General features: G+C 34.2%; 19 protein-coding genes. 15 read left to right on the top strand and 4 right to left on the bottom strand.

Annotation, left to right across the window (positions count from 1 at the left end):
• The first annotated feature begins 52 nt into the window (after window positions 1-52).
• The 3 genes from C794_RS11640 (at window position 53) to C794_RS11630 (ending at window position 2703) form a co-directional block, all read left to right on the top strand.
• Window positions 53-1192, top strand: coding sequence for a cysteine desulfurase family protein (locus tag C794_RS11640; protein ID WP_017797310.1), 1140 nt, complete (start codon window positions 53-55; stop codon window positions 1190-1192).
• A 6-nt stretch (window positions 1193-1198) separates the two neighbouring features.
• The gene (gene thiI, locus C794_RS11635; protein ID WP_017797309.1) at window positions 1199-2401 is read left to right on the top strand and encodes a tRNA uracil 4-sulfurtransferase ThiI; all 1203 of its coding nucleotides are present in this window, start codon (window positions 1199-1201) and stop codon (window positions 2399-2401) included.
• A 104-nt stretch (window positions 2402-2505) separates the two neighbouring features.
• On the top strand, window positions 2506-2703 hold the full coding sequence (locus C794_RS11630) for an alpha/beta-type small acid-soluble spore protein (protein WP_017797308.1): 198 nt from the start codon (window positions 2506-2508) through the stop codon (window positions 2701-2703).
• Between the two features lie 58 nt (window positions 2704-2761).
• Here the strand turns inward: C794_RS11630 and C794_RS11625 are convergent, their stop codons facing one another.
• Window positions 2762-3562 carry an NAD kinase gene (locus C794_RS11625; protein ID WP_017797307.1) on the bottom strand — a complete coding sequence of 267 codons (801 nt, stop codon included), beginning with the start codon at window positions 3560-3562 and terminating at the stop codon, window positions 2762-2764.
• Between the two features lie 137 nt (window positions 3563-3699).
• On the opposite strand from C794_RS11625, the gene C794_RS11620 reads away from it, so the two are divergent.
• From C794_RS11620 to C794_RS11600, 5 genes are all read left to right on the top strand, one after another.
• The gene (locus C794_RS11620; RefSeq protein WP_017797306.1) at window positions 3700-4275 is read left to right on the top strand and encodes a DUF2953 domain-containing protein; all 576 of its coding nucleotides are present in this window, start codon (window positions 3700-3702) and stop codon (window positions 4273-4275) included.
• On the top strand, window positions 4268-4741 hold the full coding sequence (gene ytfJ, locus C794_RS11615; protein ID WP_017797305.1) for a GerW family sporulation protein: 474 nt from the start codon (window positions 4268-4270) through the stop codon (window positions 4739-4741). Before C794_RS11620 ends, ytfJ begins: the two co-directional genes overlap by 8 nt.
• Window positions 4742-4838: 97 nt before the next feature.
• Window positions 4839-5333, top strand: a complete 495-nt coding sequence (gene tpx / locus C794_RS11610) for a thiol peroxidase (RefSeq protein WP_017797304.1) — start codon at window positions 4839-4841, stop codon at window positions 5331-5333.
• Between the two features lie 296 nt (window positions 5334-5629).
• Entirely contained in the window at window positions 5630-6628 is a 999-nt protein-coding gene (locus tag C794_RS11605) for a class I SAM-dependent methyltransferase (protein WP_017797303.1), read from the top strand.
• Window positions 6629-6639: 11 nt separating this feature from the next.
• Window positions 6640-7833 (top strand): acetate kinase, encoded by a 1194-nt coding sequence (locus tag C794_RS11600; RefSeq protein WP_017797302.1) that lies wholly within the window; start codon window positions 6640-6642, stop codon window positions 7831-7833.
• Between the two features lie 191 nt (window positions 7834-8024).
• Here C794_RS11600 and C794_RS11595 read toward each other — a convergent pair whose 3' ends face one another.
• On the bottom strand, window positions 8025-8456 hold the full coding sequence (locus C794_RS11595; RefSeq protein ID WP_017797301.1) for a universal stress protein: 432 nt from the start codon (window positions 8454-8456) through the stop codon (window positions 8025-8027).
• 129 nt (window positions 8457-8585) lie between these two features.
• Between C794_RS11595 and C794_RS20845 the strand changes: the two genes are divergently transcribed.
• Window positions 8586-8744 (top strand): hypothetical protein, encoded by a 159-nt coding sequence (locus tag C794_RS20845; RefSeq protein WP_017797300.1) that lies wholly within the window; start codon window positions 8586-8588, stop codon window positions 8742-8744.
• A 174-nt stretch (window positions 8745-8918) separates the two neighbouring features.
• Window positions 8919-10034, top strand: a complete 1116-nt coding sequence (ald, locus tag C794_RS11585; protein WP_017797299.1) for an alanine dehydrogenase — start codon at window positions 8919-8921, stop codon at window positions 10032-10034.
• Window positions 10035-10108: 74 nt separating this feature from the next.
• Here the strand turns inward: ald and C794_RS11580 are convergent, their stop codons facing one another.
• Window positions 10109-11206 (bottom strand): M24 family metallopeptidase, encoded by a 1098-nt coding sequence (locus tag C794_RS11580; protein ID WP_017797298.1) that lies wholly within the window; start codon window positions 11204-11206, stop codon window positions 10109-10111.
• A 220-nt stretch (window positions 11207-11426) separates the two neighbouring features.
• Between C794_RS11580 and C794_RS11575 the strand changes: the two genes are divergently transcribed.
• From C794_RS11575 to C794_RS11560, 4 genes are all read left to right on the top strand, one after another.
• Window positions 11427-12107: a metal-dependent hydrolase gene (locus tag C794_RS11575; RefSeq protein ID WP_017797297.1), complete on the top strand. Its 681-nt coding sequence runs from the start codon at window positions 11427-11429 to the stop codon at window positions 12105-12107.
• 221 nt (window positions 12108-12328) lie between these two features.
• Window positions 12329-13138 carry a type IV pilus biogenesis protein PilM gene (locus tag C794_RS11570; RefSeq protein WP_017797296.1) on the top strand — a complete coding sequence of 270 codons (810 nt, stop codon included), beginning with the start codon at window positions 12329-12331 and terminating at the stop codon, window positions 13136-13138.
• A 69-nt stretch (window positions 13139-13207) separates the two neighbouring features.
• On the top strand, window positions 13208-13435 hold the full coding sequence (locus C794_RS11565; RefSeq protein WP_017797295.1) for a hypothetical protein: 228 nt from the start codon (window positions 13208-13210) through the stop codon (window positions 13433-13435).
• Window positions 13436-13507: 72 nt separating this feature from the next.
• On the top strand, window positions 13508-14815 hold the full coding sequence (locus C794_RS11560) for a DRTGG domain-containing protein (protein ID WP_017797294.1): 1308 nt from the start codon (window positions 13508-13510) through the stop codon (window positions 14813-14815).
• A gap of 100 nt (window positions 14816-14915) precedes the next feature.
• Here the strand turns inward: C794_RS11560 and C794_RS11555 are convergent, their stop codons facing one another.
• Window positions 14916-15212: a YtpI family protein gene (locus tag C794_RS11555; RefSeq protein WP_017797293.1), complete on the bottom strand. Its 297-nt coding sequence runs from the start codon at window positions 15210-15212 to the stop codon at window positions 14916-14918.
• Window positions 15213-15327: 115 nt separating this feature from the next.
• On the opposite strand from C794_RS11555, the gene C794_RS11550 reads away from it, so the two are divergent.
• Entirely contained in the window at window positions 15328-16275 is a 948-nt protein-coding gene (locus tag C794_RS11550; protein ID WP_017797292.1) for a DHH family phosphoesterase, read from the top strand.
• The last annotated feature ends 28 nt before the right edge of the window (window positions 16276-16303 follow it).

Here is a 16303-nt window from a genome sequence, read left to right as displayed (position 1 = left end):
CGAATTGTTTTCTTAAGTCAGCCTTACATTTTTGTAAAAGTAGGTGAATACGATGATTTATTTAGATAATAGTGCAACAACACAACCAAAAGAAGAAGTTATTCAAAGCTTTCAATTAGCTTCTTCCCAATTTTTTGCAAATCCTTCTTCTATTCACCCGCTAGGTGGAAGAGTTGAAAAACTATTATTTACTGCTAAGCAACAGGTAGCAGAAACATTAGGAGTCCGAAGGGAAGAAATCATCTTTACATCCGGTGGTACAGAAGGAAATAATACTGCTATCAAAGGGATAGCTTTAGAACATGAGCAAAGAGGAAGGCATATAATAACGACCGAAGCGGAACACCCATCAATTTATGATACGTGTATAAGTTTAAAAAAATTAGGTTTTCGAATTACCTTCCTACCAATTGATGAGAATGGATTAGTTTCCGTGGAACAAGTAGAAAATGCAATTGAGTCCGACACCATATTAATTACAATGATGTACGTTAATAATGAAATTGGAACCATTCAGCCAATTGAAGCGATCGGAAATATGTTGAAACAATATCCAAAAGTATTTTTCCATGTAGATGCGGTTCAAGCGTTAGGAAAAGTACCATTGAAATTAAGTGATAGTGGTATTGATTTATGTACTTTTTCTGGTCACAAGATTCATGGGTTAAAAGGAACAGGAATGCTTTATGTGGAAAAAACAACTACGCTATTTCCATTGATGCATGGAGGGAATCAGGAATTTGGTGTACGTTCTGGTACAGAAAATGTTGCTGGTGCAGTTTCATTTGTGAAAGCACTTCGATTAGTGATGGAACAATTTAAACAAGAAAAACAACATCTAATCCATTTAAATGAGGTGTTACGAGAAGGATTATCAAAATTGGAAGATATCGTTATTCATTCACCTTCACATGGAGCGCCACATATTGTTAATTTTTCTGTTCTAGGTGTAAAACCAGAAGTAATTATTCATACTTTAAGTGAAAAGGACATTTATATTTCTACTAAATCTGCTTGCTCCTCGAAAGAATTAGATGAAAGCAGAATTCTAATTGCTTGTGGAAAATCGCATGAAGAAGCAATTTCTGGTCTGCGTGTTAGTTTTTCATATAATAATACGGTAGCAGAAGTAGAACAATTTTTAAAAGAATTGCATACTGCAATTGAACAATACAAAGAAGCATTGGGGTAGATAGTAATGAATTACGATCATATATTAATACGCTATGGAGAAATGGCGTTAAAAGGAAAGAATATAAAACAATTCATCATAAAACTACAAGAGAACATTCATCAAAAAATTAAACATTTTGAGGGTGTGAAAGTAATACGCACACAGGGTAGGATGTTTGTTTTATTGAATGGAAATGAACCAGAACCAATTATAGAAAAACTTAAAAATGTATTCGGTATTCATAGTTTAAGTTTAGCAATTCGAGTAGAGAACAGTGAAGAGCAAATAAAAGAAGGAGCGCTGTATGCTTTAAAGAAAGAAGAGAAGGCAAAAACATTTAAAGTAACCGTAAAGCGTATTACAAAGGACTTTCCTATTCCTTCTCAACAGATGAACCAAATTTTAGGTGGACATTTATTAACAAATACGGATGGCATCACTGTAAATGTGCATGAACCTGATGTGGAAGTACGAGTAGAAATTCGTAAAGAAGCAACGTATATTACTTCAGGGTCAATCCGTTGTAGAGGCGGACTTCCAGTCGGTACATCAGGTAAATCATTATTATTGTTATCAGGTGGTATAGATAGTCCTGTAGCTGGATTTTTGGCAATGAAGCGCGGAGTTCAATTAGAAGCCATTCACTTCCATTCTCCACCATTCACAAGTGAACGAGCTAAACAAAAAGTACTCGATCTGACACAGACATTAACGAAATATGGAAAATCCATTAAAGTGCATATTGTTCCTTTTACGAAGTTACAACAAGAAATCTTTCGTGAGATGCCAAATGATTATGCGATGACCATTATGCGTAGAATGATGTTTCGTATAAGTGAGAGAATTTGTGAGCAAGAAGAGATTTTATCACTAACAAGTGGAGAAAATTTAGGACAAGTGGCAAGTCAGACAATGCAAAGTATGCACACGATAAATGAAGTGACAAATTACCCGATTATTCGTCCATTAATAGCAATGGATAAGCAAGAAGTTATAGAGATATCCCAAGAGATAGGAACGTATGAGACTTCCATACAACCTTATGAGGATTGTTGTACGATTTTTGTGCCGAAGTCTCCAAAAACAAAGCCAAAGCGGGAAAAAGTAAATTATTATGAGTCTCATCATGATTTTACTCCAACAATGGAAGAAACAATAAAAGGAATTGAGACAATTAAAATTACGGAAAAAACAGTAATGGATCAATCTTTTGAAGATCTTCTGTAAAAGTGATGACTTGTTCCTAAAAACAAGAAAAAACTACCAATAAATTAGATGCATGGTTTTCCTCTAATCAACACATTCTATGAGTACCAAGGAGGTGAACTAACATGGCAAACAATTCTTCAAACCAATTGGTAGTTCCAGGAGTGCAACAAGCACTTGATCAAATGAAATACGAAATCGCTCAGGAATTTGGTGTACAGTTAGGAGCTGACACTACTTCACGTGCTAACGGTTCTGTTGGTGGTGAAATCACAAAACGTCTTGTAACAATGGCTGAGCAACAATTCGGTGGAACAAAATAACTCATAAAAAATAATAATTGGCTAGCTACCCTTGTTGTTGACAAGGGTAGCTTTTTAATTATAAAAAGGTACGTTTTACTCGTTCCCAGTACGAGTTATTCTTTAATTTTACGGTTTTAATAATCGTATCATCCATAGTAACTTCAATATTTTGAATACGTTTGATTGGCGATGCCTCGTTATCTAGACTAATGATTGGATGATCGTTACCATCTTGTAAGATCTCGAGTTGTAGTTTACGGTCCTTATCTAATAGAAAGGATGAACCGAGGGTGCGGTATTGATTATTATTTAAAGATGCAACTTCTGAAACTTGAAATCCATGAATTAATGGATCAATAACTGCCCCTCTTGCTGACTTGGAGTAACCGGTACTCCCTGTTGGAGTAGACACAATCATTCCATCCCCTCTAAACGTTTCAAAATGAAATCCATCGACGTATACATTAATTACTATCGTTTTTACAATTGTCGATCTAATGGATACTTCATTTAAACAATAAAAAGGCGTTTCACTATTAATTTGTGCTTTAATTGTAGGAAATCTTCTTACTTCAAGGTCTTCATGTAATACGGAATGGATCATATTATCAAAATTGTCGATATTAAAATCACAATATAACCCGGATTGACCTTCTCTCATAATTCCAGTATAGATACAATCTTGCCTGAACCCGGTTTTTCTAACGGCTTGCAGAAAGGTACCGTCACCGCCAATACTTACAATAATAGAGGCATCTTTGGAATCCTCTACAACCTTTAAACCATTTTCTGAAGATATTTTTTTGAGTGCTTTAATTTTGCCATCCATTTCTTCATCAGGATGATAGTAAAAGAAGATATTTTGTCTCTCTGCCATGATGAAACCTCCAAAACTTTTTTATACAACCTACTTTAAGTTTACCATGTTTATTTCAACATATCCCTATAAAAGGGTTTAAAATATAGTGAATTGCCTAAAAATAGTTTATATATGATAAAGAAGAAGGGATTTCAATGTGGGTAACAATAGGTATTATCATTTTTAGCTTTTTTCTACTTGTGCTAATAATAGCTCTCGTAAAATTATCTATACATATAACATTTCATCATTCAAAAGAGCAAAGTATTGTATATATTCAAGCTCTTATTTATAAATGGAAAATATATAAGAAAGAGCTGAAGTTAGAACAAAATGAAGATAAACAAATAAACTATTTAAATTTTCGTGAAGAAATTTTACGATTTATTCGATCGATACCCATTGTTTATCGAAATGTCACTCATTTTCTATCGATGATTGAACTCTCTTTCTTTGAATGGAAAACAAAAGGAGGGACTGGGGACGCTGTAACGACAGGAATATCGACAGGAGCAGCATGGGCAGTTAAAGGAATTATTATTGGATTCTTACGAGAACACATGAAGAAAGTTGATGACTTAATCGTAGATGTTACGCCAGATTATCAAAAGTCATTTATACAAACTGATATTCGTTGCATGATATCTATAAGATTAGGAAAAGCTATTTATGGAATTCTACAACTATCAAAGATACCGGATAAACAGAAGGAGGCTACTAATCATGGATGAACATCCAATTGAAGGCTTAATGACTACAGCGATGGAAAGTATACAGAAAATGGTAGAAGTAAATACAATCATTGGCGATCCTGTAAAAACACATGATGGAACGGTAATAATACCTGTTTCTAAAGTTGGTTTCGGATTTGCTGCTGGGGGAAGTGAATTCTCTCCTAGTCAAATATATTCGGATGAAAGTAGACAACAAGAAATGCCGTTCGGTGGGGGTAGTGGCGGAGGAGTGTCAATTACTCCTGTAGCTTTTCTTGTAATTGGAGAAAAAGGGATGGAAATGATCCATTTAGATCAACATACACATCTTTATGAGAAATTAATTGATGCTGCTCCGCAACTTGTAGAAAAAATGAAAAAGTTAATGAAAGATAATGAGGATGGAGAAGAATCCCATAAAGAAGAGAAGAAAGATAAAAAAGAAGAAAAGAAATCATCATCTTTCCATCATTACGATATTTAAAGTGAGTATATCTCCTAAATTGATGTCTAACATTGGACATGTTTTTTGTTAAGCTTCATAATAAATGTAGACACAATATAGTTGGGGGAGATAATTTATGTCAAATGTAACATTTAAAAACGATCCAGTAACATTACTTGGGGTAGAAAAGAAAGTTGGAGATAGTGCGCCAGATTTTACCGTTCTAGCAAATGATTTATCAGAGAAACACTTAAGTGATTATAAAGGAAACGTGAAAGTTATTAGTGTGGTTCCTTCAATTGATACGGGTGTATGTTCGGAACAGACACGTCGATTTAATGAGGAAGCTAGTAACTTTGATAATGTTCAAATACTTACAATCAGTATGGATCTTCCTTTTGCTCAAAAACGTTGGTGTGCAGCAAATGGAATAGATAAAGTTGATACGTTATCTGATCATCGTGCAGCTGATTTTGGTGAGAAATATGGCGTACTTATTAAAGAGCTACGTTTATTATCTAGAGCTGTATTTGTCGTTGATGAAAACGATAAGATAACTTATGTTGAATACTTATCAGAGGTTTCAAACCATCCTGATTATGAAGCTGTACTATCTCATTTAAACAAATAACTTTCGTTGTTAGCCGTCCCGAATATTTGGGATGGCTATTTTTAAGTGAAGTATTGTGTAGATCAATGAAAAATTTTCGTTTTATTTGTATATTTACTCAAATGAAGATATAGTAACAAACAAATTATTACTGAAATAGAGAAAATAGGTTTTAATCACTTAAAAGAGTGTATAAAAGGGAATAAATATAAACAAAGGTTTTTGTGCGAGATTTTTAATTCCTTTCTTATTTTTTTACATATGAGATAAGTGCTGATACAATATAAAAGTTGTCAGCATGGATAGGAGGGTATACCATGGAGCAAACGAACGTGGAACTTATTTTTAATTGGCTTGATAAAACAACTGAAAATGTACAACAGACTAAGAATGAAACATTTTTAGATAGTCTAGTAATCACATTAGAGATGTTGTTTGAAAAAGATGTGCCTGAAGGTTTTGATGATATTACCAAACATAAATTAAACCAATTATTATCAGAAATAAAGGTAAGTGATTTCCAACATGAAGAAATTCGAAAAGGAATATCCTTGGCAATATTAAAAGGGATGAAAGGATCTACGCAGCAGCAACATTTAATGACTCCTGATACTGTTAGTCTAATTGTAAGTTATTTAGCAAATAAATTGTTGTCTTCACACAAAGAAGTGGCATTATTTGATCCAGCTAGTGGTACGGGTAATTTACTAACAGCAGTGATGAATCAAATGAATAAAGATGTTGCTGCATACGCAGCTGAAGTTGATCCAACTTTAATTGGACTAGCTGTACTTAATGCAAACTTACAAGAAAAAGAAGTTGAATTCTTCCATCAAGATAGCTTACGCCCTTTTTTAATGGAACCTGTTGATATCGTTATATCGGATCTTCCGGTTGGATATTATCCTGACGATATATCCGCTAATGACTATGAATTAAAGGCGGATCAAGGACATTCTTATTCGCATCATCTGTTCATAGAGCAAAGCCTAACATATATGAAGGAAGGCGCTTATTTTGTTGGAGTTGTGCCTGAATTCTTGTTTGATAGTGATCAATCAGATAAACTTCATGCATTTTTACAAAAGCATGCACATATTGTTGGCGTTATTCGTTTACCAGAATCAGCCTTTAAATCCAAACAACAAGCAAAGAGTATTTTAATATTGCAGAAAAAAGGGGAAGCTACAAGTGATCCAAAACAGCCATTACTTGTTCAGATGCCTTCTTTCAAAAATGCTCATGCAATGGCGGACATCTTAAAGAAAATGGACCAATGGTTTGCATCCTATCCAAAAGGGATTAATAGTAAATAGGAGTGAGAGTAATGAGTAATGTGTTAGCAATTAATGCTGGTAGTTCTTCATTAAAGTTTCAACTTATTCAAATGCCAGATGAAGAAGTAATTGCAAAAGGATTAGTAGAACGGATTGGAATGCCTGACGCAATTTTTTCTGTCGAAGCAAACGGAGAGAAAGATAAGCAAGTTACAGATATTCCTGATCACAGTGTTGCTGTTAAAATGTTATTGGAGTCATTGACTTCTACAGGTGTAATTCAATCATTTAATGAAATAGACGCAGTAGGGCATCGTGTGGTACATGGTGGTGAATATTTCTCTGATTCTGTTTTAATTACTGATGAAGTTATTCAAAAAATAGAAGATATATCTGAACTAGCTCCATTGCACAACCCTGCAAACTTAACAGGAATTCATGCATTTAAGGAGATTTTACCTGAAATTCCGATGGTAGCTGTATTTGATACTGCTTTCCATCAAACAATGCCTGAAGCATCATATATGTACAGTCTTCCAAGAGAATATTATGAAGAATATGGGATTCGTAAATATGGTTTCCATGGTACTTCCCATAAATATGTCTCAGAACGTGCATCAGACTTATTAGGTGTACCTTTATCCAACCTACGTTTGATTTCTTGTCACATTGGTAATGGAGCAAGTGTAACTGCAATTAAAGATGGGGAGTCCATTGATACTTCTATGGGGTTCACACCATTAGCGGGCGTAACGATGGGGACTCGTTCAGGAAATATTGACCCAGCATTAATTCCATATATTATGGATAAGACTGGAAAAACAGCAGATGAAGTATTAAACGTACTGAACAAAGAAAGCGGAATGTTAGCATTATCTGGATTTTCTAGTGATTTACGTGATATTGAAGAAAAATCTGAATCAGATGCAAGAGCAGAATTAGCTCTAGATGTTTTTGCAGGTCGTATCCATAAGTACATTGGTTCTTATGCTGCAAAAATGAATGGACTTGATGCAATCATCTTCACTGCTGGAGTTGGTGAGAACAGTGTAACTATTCGGGAAAAAATCTTAACCGGACTTGAATTCATGGGAATTTACTGGGATCCGAAATTAAATGATGTACGTGGAAAAGAGCAATTTATTAACTATCCACACTCTCCAGTAAAAGTAATTATTATTCCAACAAATGAAGAGGCAATGATCGCAAAAGATACGGTGAGATTAAGCGGGCTAAATGGATAATTAGTCAGTCATTAATAATCTGACTGAAGCGATAGTAATTCAGAAATTAAGTTAGACCTATTTCTTATCATCAGATAGGAAGTAGGTCTTTTTAGGTGTATCAATTTTATAATTTGTAATGAAAATCCACTTGAAAAGTGTTTCTTTTCAAGTTAGCTAAAATCCGGTTCCTGCTAAAAAAAGCGAACGTATTATTCTCGAATAACCAATACATCACATGGCGCATACCTTGTTATGCTTTCAGAAACACTTCCAATAAGAAAACGTTCTACAGCATTCATCCCCGTTGCTCCACAAATAATTAAATCTGCATCAAATGTTTTGGATATTTCTTTAGCAATTTTTACTTTAGGGGATCCATACTCAATAACTCGTGCTAAATCTGTTATACCGGCTCCTTTTGCAGTTTCTACATATGAATTAAGCAATTCTTTTGCGTAGGTTTCGGCACGTTCAGATAAACTGCGATCATAAGCTTCTGCTGTAGCAAAAGTACGAGAGTCTACGACATGGGCGAGGATTAGTCTGGAGTTGTTACGTTTAGCAATGTCTAAAGATTTGTTAAATGCATTTTCTGCGGCTTTTGACCCATCTACAGCTACTACAATATTTTTATATTCCATCAATAATCTCCCCTTTCTTACTCTACTAATTATATACCCGATTTTAGATAACTCCAATCCTTAAAGGAATAAAATAACATTATGTTTTTTTAGGTATAGGTTAAGATAAAAACATGGAGGTGATAGAGAATGTCCAAAAAACAAGGGAAAAAGCAATCTTTGTATGAGGATAATGAAGGTGTCGCTGCTGTACAAAATCAATTAAATGAAAGTTATCAAAGTGGTGTCATAGACGATCAACTCCATAACAATCGTGGAATTAACACGTTTAATAACCGTAAAGCATAAATATGGACAAGAGGAGTAAACCTCCTCTTTACATAGAGCATACCTTATAAATAATGATATTTGTTCAAAATAGTTAGCTTGACGTTTAATTGAAACAATAGTGCGTTTCTTCGCAATATTTGTTACAATTTACTTATCAAAGCTCGTATATCAATTCGGAAAAGAGGTATATACATGAAAATTGGTATCCCTAAAGAGATTATGAACAATGAAAATCGAGTGGCGATTGCCCCTTCAGGTGTTATGTCATTAAAAGATGCAGGACATGAAATTTATGTAGAGACAGAAGCTGGACTGGGTTCTAATTTCACTGATGAACAATATATACAAGCTGGAGCGACAATTGTTCCGACGGCACAAGAAGCCTGGTCAAAAGAAATGATAATGAAAGTAAAAGAGCCTCTACATGAAGAATTTATTTATTTTAAAGAGGGACAAATTTTATTTACGTATCTTCATCTAGCTAATGAGCCGGAGGTAACGAAAGCGTTAATTGAAAAAAAAGTAATTGGGATTGCATACGAAACTGTACAATTACAAAATCGATCTCTGCCATTGTTAACACCAATGAGTGAAGTAGCAGGCCGTATGGCAACACAAGTAGGTGCACAATTTTTAGAAAAGCCTAGGGGTGGAAAAGGGATAATCTTATCGAGTATACCAGGTGTGAAAAGAGGGAAAGTGACGATCATAGGTGGTGGAGTAGTGGGTACGAATGCTGCCAAAATAGCAATTGGATTAGGAGCAGATGTGACAATCATTGATTTGAATCCTGAAAGGCTACGTCAATTAGATGATATATTTGGTAGTTCCATTAATACACTTATGTCCAATTCACTTAATATAGGAGAAGCAGTTAGAGAATCTGACCTGGTTATAGGTTCTGTACTAATCCCCGGTGCAAGAGCTCCTAAATTAGTAAGTGAAATGATGGTGAAAAGTATGGCTGAAGGATCAGTGATTGTTGATGTAGCTATAGATCAGGGAGGGAATTTTGAAACGAGTGATCGAATTACATCTCATGATGCACCAACTTATACTAAACACGGGGTTCTTCATTACACAGTTGCGAACATGCCAGGTGCAGTACCTCGTACATCAACAATTGGATTAACAAATGTAACAGTCCCTTATGCATTACAATTAGCAAATAAGGGTTATAAACGAGCTTGTTTAGAAAATCAAGCTTTGTTAAAAGGAATTAACACGTTGGAAGGATATGTGACTTATCAAGCCGTAGCAGATGCGCATCAATTAGAGTATCGTGATGTAATTAGTATTTTACAGTAATGAGAAAATGTTCACATTAAAAAAACCGACCTTTCATTCAAGATAACTTTTAGGTCGGTTTTTAACATAGTTGTTTAGTTCACTATTTGTAGGTTTTTCGGATACTTCGTTAATATTTTTGGTCCTTCTTCAGTCATATATATCATATCTTCAATTCGAACTCCACCAACATTAGGAACGTAAATACCGGGTTCAATTGTAAATGTCATGCCACTTTGCAAGGGTAAATTATTTTCTCCATGCATTGATGGATATTCATGTGTTTCGATTCCTATTCCGTGACCAATCCGATGTGTGAAGTATTTACCATAACCCGCATCAGTAATGGTTTTTCTTGCAGTTTGATCTATGGCACCGACAGATGATCCAATAGTTGAACGTTCGATTGCCGCTACTTCTGCTTTTAGTACTGTTTCATAGATGCTTTTTTGTTCTTCGGTCAGGTTACCAAAAGCAACAGTTCTGGTTATGTCAGAACAATACCCTTGATAAATAACTCCTAAATCAAAAAGAACAAATCCATTTTTTTCTAATTTAGATGTTGATGGATTGCCATGTGGAGAGGCCGTTTTAGCACCTGATAATGCCATTGTTTGAAATGACATTTCTCTAATACCTTGTTTTTTTAGGGAATATTCAATTGTAGCTACAAGATCTAATTCGGATACACCTTCTTGAATAGTTTCTACTCCAGTTTGTATTCCAAAATCAGCAAGTTCAGCAGCTGTTTTTAATAAAGAAAGCTCTTTTTCAGATTTAATTACACGTAACTGTGCAAGTAATTCTTTCGCATCTTGGAATTGAGCTTCCGGTAATATATTTTGAATTGCTTGGTAACGTTCCATTGTTATATGATCTTGTTCTAGCGCAACCGACTGAGGTTGATGACTTTGTTTGTTGAGATAATCTATAAGTAATTTCCAAGGATTTTCGTGATCATAATAGCTTAAAATTGTATACTTCCAGCCAGCATTTCTAGCATCACTTTCTTCCATCTTTGGTAATAAAAAGACAGGGTCAAAGTTTTCTGATAAATAGATTCCTACTATTCTTTCGTGGGGCTCTGTATAATAATTACTTAAATAATAGACATTTGCTTTTGATGTTATGAATGCACTATCTATAGATTGTTCTTTTAGCTTTTTTAAAAAATTTTCTAAACGTTCTTGCATTTAATTACCTCCTCATTTCGTATTTTGATATTATAACAGTATATTAGAATTTTTTAAAAGATGATGAAGTAATTTATTGTTTATGTAAAGTAATATTGGAGTTTTTCTGCAGTTACTTATACTAAATGAATTTTCACTTTATGTTTAAAAAAACAAATGAAGTGGGAAAAAGTAATGTAGAGATAATGATAAACTAGTTATTAAAAAAGGAGAGATATTAATGAAAGTATCTTATCATGGTCACTCAGTAGTAAAAGTCGAAACAGATAATCATAACATTATTATTGATCCGTTTATTAACGGAAATGAGGCTTGTGATTTAAATGCAAGCACTTTAAAAGTGGATGTAATACTATTAACACATGCACATAATGATCATGTAGGAGACACTTTTGAAATTGCTAAAAATAATGATGCTTTTATAGTTGCGCCAAATGAATTAGCTAACTACCTTAGTGCACAAGGGTTAAATGCTCATCCAATGCATATCGGAGGGTCAAAACAATTTGATTTTGGTACGGTTAAACTTACCCAAGCATTCCACGGTTCTTCTTATGAAGCAGAGGACGGATCAATTATATATGGTGGAATGCCTGCAGGAATCCTTCTCACTATCAATGGGAAGACAATTTATCATGTAGGAGACACAGCATTATTTACGGATTTAAAAATGTATGGAGAAATGAATGATATTGATATAGCATTTATTCCTATCGGGGATAATTTTACGATGGGTCCAGAAGATGCGATACATGCAGCTAATTGGATAAATGCAAGTATTTCCGTTCCAGTGCACTACAATACTTTTCCAGTAATAGAGCAAGATGCTAAAGCTTGGGCTAATCAAATTAAAACTGGAAAAGGCTACGCAATGAATATAGGAGAAGCAATCGATTTGTAGAGGACGAATTATAAGATCAGTAAACCGTATGAATCAATTAAAGTTGATTCATACGGTTTTTTCATAATAATATTACGAAAAATATGCTTTTTTTTGGAAAAATAATAAGCAATTATACCCTATGAATTTGTAAATAAGTCTTTTGGCTGTGTTAGAAAAATGATAATATAGGTTATAAGAACTATACATTGCCAAATTTTACTAGAATTGAGGGTGGCGTTGTGGGAAAAAAAGGGGATATTAGCTTCGTTATTACCAATCATGTTATACGATATTCAGAAAAGCGTAGTAATTCAAAGGGTGTTGGAGATCATGTTGGGGAAGTGGAGCTCCCTTTGGGTATTATTGAAAAAGGGATTATTAAAGATAAAAAAAATCTTAAATTATTTATTACAGATTTAGTGCAGCGCTATAAATGGGAAGGAAAAAAAGTGACTTTTACACTTCCAAGTGAATTAGCACACCTCTATCAACTTTATCATTCAAAAGTTAAAGATCGAGAAAGCTTATTAATTGTGAACCAATGGTCTAAAGATATACATAATCATGGTCAACAAAGAGAAACATCAAACCTATTAATCTATTCATATTATCTTCACCACATTCAATCGTATACATCCTTATTAAATCAATCAAAAGTTCGAGCTATAAGAGCAGATGTCGCACCACAAGCAGTATATCGATTGTACCAAGAGAGAGTATCTTATATACCAAGTGATGTGTTAGTAGTATATTGGAACAAAGATGTACTAACTATGACTACGTATTATTTAGGGCAACCTGTCTATACAAAACATTGGCATATTGAAAGCACAACTTATTCACCCGGACTTTTTAAAAAATATTATATAGAGATGCTTTCTAATCAAGAAACAATCGCTTTTGGTCAAGTAGTTCTAAGTGGTGATGTTGCTTATTTATCTGAAATCTATACTGAAATAAAAGAAAACATTCGTTCTCCGATTTATGTATATGGAAATCAATTTGTTCCCACTAAATTTATGGATGTCATCGGTGTTGCAATGTGGTAGATTGTATTAATTGGTTATGAAACTCTTTTTTTCTTCATAGACTAATATGAAGAAAAGGAGGGATATCTATTGCGACAGTATGCTCTACTACGATTACTTTTAGCAGTTTTTTTCTTATATGTTGCCTGGCCATTAATACCTGAAGCCACGTCACAACTCGAATACTTTTTTTGGGGGTGTTGGCTAGCTTTCTTATTCCTTTTTATTGGGGCCAATCTTTCTACGCTTTTACAAATTACACAACCTCCTGTAATGGAACAGAAGGAAATTCTAAAGCGAAAACTTGGTAATAATTGAGTTTCCGTATTTTCAACTGTATAATAATAGTAAAGATGACTATATAGTACAGTTGAAAGAAGGTGAATGACCATGTCTACAAAACATGAGCAGATCATTCAACATATTATCGCTTTACCAGTGGGAAATAAAATATCTGTTCGCCAGATTGCAAAGGATCTTCATGTGAGCGACGGAACCGCCTATCGGGCAATTAAAGAGGCGGAAAACCAGGGATTAGTAAGTACAATTGAACGTGTTGGAACAATCCGAATAGAGCGGAAAAATAAAGAAAATTTCGATCAGCTTACATTTGCTGAAGTGGTTAATATCATTGATGGACAAGTCTTAGGTGGTAGAGATGGATTATATAAAACACTAAGTAAATTTGTAATTGGAGCCATGCAGCTTGATGCAATGATGCGCTATACACAGGCGGATTCCTTATTGATTGTTGGTAATAGAATAAAAGCACATGAACAAGCTTTACATGAAGGAGCAGCTGTATTAATCACAGGTGGTTTCGATACGGAAGACTATATAAAAAAACTTGCGGATGAAAAAGAACTTCCGATTATATCCACTAGTTACGATACATTTACTGTAGCTGCTATGATTAATCGCGCCATATACGATCAATTAATAAAAAAGGAGATAGTATTCGTTGGTGATATATCTACACCATTTGAAAGAGCATATTATTTAACTACAAATGACCGTATTGAACAATGGTACCAATTAAATGAAAAATCTTCGCATACTCGATTCCCGGTTCTTGATGATAAATTGCGAGTAGTGGGTATGGTTTCATCTAAGGACATTGTTGGAAAAACGAAGGAACATCGAATTGATCGAGTCATGAGTAAAAAGCCGCAAGTTGTCCAAGAAAAGACTTCTTTAGCTTCGGTAGGACATATGATGGTTTGGGAAGGAATAGAATTAGTTCCAGTAGTAGACCAGTCTCATCAATTAAAAGGCGTTGTATCTCGACAAGACGTTTTAAAAGCAATGCAACAGATTCAACGACAACCACAAGTTGGAGAAACAATTGATGATATTGTATCAAGTAATTTAATTGCTAATGAGGAAGATGAATTGTCTTTCACTACGAAAATAATTCCGCAAATGACGAATCAGTTAGGTACTTTATCGAATGGAGTATTTACTTCACTTATTGCAGAGGCTTGTAGTAGAATGCTTTTAAAAGTAAAAAAAGCAGATATTTCAATAGAGAATATCACTGTTTACTTTAGTAAACCTGTTCAAATTGAAAGTGATTTAACCATTAAACCTAAGATAATTGATGTAGGGAGACTTTATGCAAAAATTGATGTCGAAGTTTATAACTTAGACCAAATGGTGGGCAAAGGATTGATTATGGCACAACTAATCAATAGATAAAGGTAATTATACTTAAAAGCGATGGTTATATGATAAACAAAAACCGACTATAATAAGATTTTTATCTAGATTATAGTCGGTTTTTGTTTTTTATGCTTTCTTATTCATTTGGGTTAAGTCGGCGCCATTCACTCCGGTAATGTCTAGTTTCACCTATACCTCTTACTAATTGAAGAATCCCGAAAACAAGCAAAAGAATACCAATGAATAAACTTAATTGCGTTAAGTAATTTAAATATTGATTGATTGCGAATGCAGAAAGGAATATACCTAAACATATTCTCGCTTTGCCATTAAAGTATCTTTGTGTAATAGGTTCTTTTTCACGGATAATAGCTACTTTATAATAAATATAAAGGACTGCAGAGAGTACAATAAGAATTGGAAATATAACCATTTTTTAAATCGCTCCTAGCTCATGCTATAATATTAATTATCTATACCGTTAATATTGTAACGTTTTTCCAATCGGATAGCTAGAGTAAAGTAGATCGTATAGAGGAGGAAGTAGATTGACAAGAAAGCAAATTATTGAAACAATTAAACAATATAATCGAATAATAGTTCATCGACATGTGCGTCCAGATCCAGACGCGATTGGATCACAAGCAGGATTGAAACAACTCATAAAACATTCTTTTCCAAATAAAGAAGTATACATTGTAGGTGAAACCGAATCATCTTTAAGCTTTTTAGAAAATATGGATATTGTTGGTGATGAGATTTATGCGGGCAGTTTAGTTATTGTATGTGATACTGCTAATCAACCTCGTATAGATGATCAACGATACACCATAGGTGAAAAGCTTATAAAAATTGATCATCATCCAGAGGTAGATACATACGGAGATATTCAATGGGTGGATACTAATGCGAGTTCTGTTAGTGAAATGATTGTTGATTTAGCAATATATGGCGAAAGTGAAGGTCTACAACTTAATCAAGAGGCTGCACGACTTTTGTACGCGGGAATAGTAGGAGATACAGGAAGATTTAAGTTCCCAAGCACGACGAAAAGAACGTTTCAATTGGCAGCAGAGTTGGTAACATTTAATTTTGATCGATCACAAATTTATAATAGTTTATATAGTGTAGAAGATAAAATTTCTAGGTTGAGTGGTCACATATTACAAAACTTTAAGCTGTCCTCTTCTGGGTTATGTACCATTAAATTAACCACAGAATTATTAGAGCGATATAAAGTTAGTGTGGATGAATCTAGTCAGCTTGTGCAAGTAGTAGGAGACGTAAAGGGTATTAAAGCATGGGTATTCTTTATTGAAGAATCTGATCAAATACGTGCTCGATTACGTTCTAAAGGGCCAATAATAAATGAAATAGCTTCACAATTTAACGGCGGCGGGCATCCGTTAGCATCCGGAGCTACGGTATACAGCTGGGAAGAAGCAAAAGCGTTAGAATTGAAGCTTGAAAAGGCATGTGAAGAGTACATTATGTAAATTAAAAAAGAGACTAGAACTTATATAT

It is taken from the genome of Oceanobacillus kimchii X50 (assembly GCF_000340475.1).
Classification (GTDB): domain Bacteria; phylum Bacillota; class Bacilli; order Bacillales; family Amphibacillaceae; genus Oceanobacillus; species Oceanobacillus kimchii.
This window is presented reverse-complemented; position numbering and strand designations above follow the sequence as displayed.